The organism is Streptomyces sp. NPDC059456 (assembly GCF_042750055.1).
In the GTDB taxonomy this organism is placed as follows: domain Bacteria; phylum Actinomycetota; class Actinomycetes; order Streptomycetales; family Streptomycetaceae; genus Streptomyces.
The window spans coordinates 2,187-3,986 of the sequence record NZ_JBHYVA010000751.1 but is presented as its reverse complement, the minus strand read 5'-3'; the positions used below and the strand labels follow the sequence as shown (position 1 = coordinate 3,986).

Here is a 1,800-nt window from a genome sequence, read left to right as displayed (position 1 = left end):
GGCTTTGTGGGTGTGGGGGGCCCGGGGGGGGTGCGCGGGGGGGTGTGTGTCCACACCCCCCGCCCCCGCCCTGTGGGGGGCCCGTGGGCCAATCGTTCAAGAGCGGATGACGGGAATCGAACCCGCGCTATAAGCTTGGGAAGCTCATGTTCTACCATTAAACTACATCCGCACGGTGGTCCAGTTTCCTGGATCGGTACCGTTGCACACTCTACCCCATGATCGACCCCCGGTGAATCCGCCGCGGGGTCGTCGTCGTGTGTGGGGTGCACCGACAGTCGTGGGGGCGGGAGTTGGGGCGTAACGTACCCGTGCGCGGCGGTGGTTCCCGGGTGCTGGAGTGGCGGCTGGAGCAGGTCGCGATCATCCCCTAATGTGGCGATTCGTCGCAGTACGGCAGGTTGGGGAAAGGGACTCGATGGAGAACACCGTCGTCCGTTGTGCCGAAGGGCACGTTTTCAGTACCGCTTCGTTCCCGCTGCAGCACCTCGGTGCCGGCCGGATCGGGCCCGGGCGGCTGTTGCGGTGCCCGCGGTGTGCGCGGCTGAGGCATGCCGTGCCGGTCGGGGCGGCCGTCAAGCGATAGGCGGTGGGGCGCGCGGGCCGTCCCTCTCGATTGCGGGTGGTCCGCGCGCACTGCGTATCCTCGGGACGTGCTTCTCTCAGACAAAGACATCCGGGCCGAGATCGACAGCGGACGGGTTCGCATCGACCCGTTCGACGAGTCGATGGTGCAGCCCTCCAGCATCGATGTACGTCTCGACCGCTTTTTCCGGGTGTTCGAGAATCACCGCTACGCCCACATCGATCCGGCGGTCGAGCAGCCCGACCTGACCCGGATGGTCGAGCCGGAGGGTGACGAGGCCTTCATCCTGCACCCGGGTGAGTTCGTGCTCGCGTCGACCTACGAGGTCATCTCGCTGCCCGACGACATCGCCTCCAGACTGGAGGGGAAGTCCAGCCTGGGCCGCCTGGGGCTGGTGACGCATTCGACCGCCGGGTTCATCGACCCCGGGTTCTCGGGGCACGTCACCCTCGAACTGTCGAACCTCGCCACCCTCCCGATCAAGCTGTGGCCCGGGATGAAGATCGGGCAGCTGTGCATGTTCCGGCTCAGCTCGCCCGCCGAGTTCCCGTACGGGAGCGAGCGGTACGGCTCGCGGTACCAGGGGCAGCGCGGCCCGACGGCCTCGCGCTCCTTCCAGAACTTCCACCGCACGCAGGTGAGGCACGAGGCATGAGCGAAGTACGAGAGAACCTGAACTACGAGGGCTTCGGCCGCGCCGTCCGCGAGCTGGCGCAGACCATCGCCGACGACGGCTACGAGCCCGACATCATCCTGAGCATCGCCCGCGGCGGCGTCTTCGTCGCCGGCGGTCTGGCGTACGCGCTCGACTGCAAGAACATCCACCTCGTGAACGTCGAGTTCTACACGGGGGTCGGGACCACGCTGGAGATGCCGGTCATGCTGGCCCCCGTGCCCGAGGCGATCGACTTCACCAACAAGAAGGTGCTGATCGCCGACGACGTCGCCGACACCGGCAAGACGCTGAAGCTCGTCCACGACTTCTGCCTGGGCCACGTCGCCGAGGTCCGCTCCGCCGTGATCTACGAGAAGTCCCACTCGCTCGTGAAGTGCGAGTACGTGTGGAAGAAGACCGACGAGTGGATCAACTTCCCGTGGTCGGTCGAGCCGCCCGTCGTGAAGCGTGAGGGCCAGATCCTCGACGCCTGAGCTCGAGCCTGAGCCCCGTCCGCATCGGAGAGGGGGGGGCGCGACGGGGGGGGGGGGGGGCGGGC

General features: G+C 67.3%; 2 protein-coding genes and 1 tRNA gene. 2 read left to right on the top strand and 1 reads right to left on the bottom strand.

The window, feature by feature from the left end:
* Positions 1-101 precede the first annotated feature (101 nt).
* Positions 102-172 (bottom strand) — tRNA-Gly (locus ACFXA3_RS37760).
* 481 nt (positions 173-653) lie between these two features.
* Between ACFXA3_RS37760 and dcd the strand changes: the two genes are divergently transcribed.
* Both dcd and ACFXA3_RS37750 read left to right on the top strand, forming a co-directional pair.
* Positions 654-1,241: a dCTP deaminase gene (dcd, locus tag ACFXA3_RS37755; protein WP_054221687.1), complete on the top strand. Its 588-nt coding sequence runs from the start codon at positions 654-656 to the stop codon at positions 1,239-1,241.
* The gene (locus tag ACFXA3_RS37750) at positions 1,238-1,735 is read left to right on the top strand and encodes a phosphoribosyltransferase (protein ID WP_385195002.1); all 498 of its coding nucleotides are present in this window, start codon (positions 1,238-1,240) and stop codon (positions 1,733-1,735) included. The genes dcd and ACFXA3_RS37750 overlap by 4 nt, the downstream gene beginning before the upstream one ends.
* Positions 1,736-1,800 lie beyond the last annotated feature (65 nt).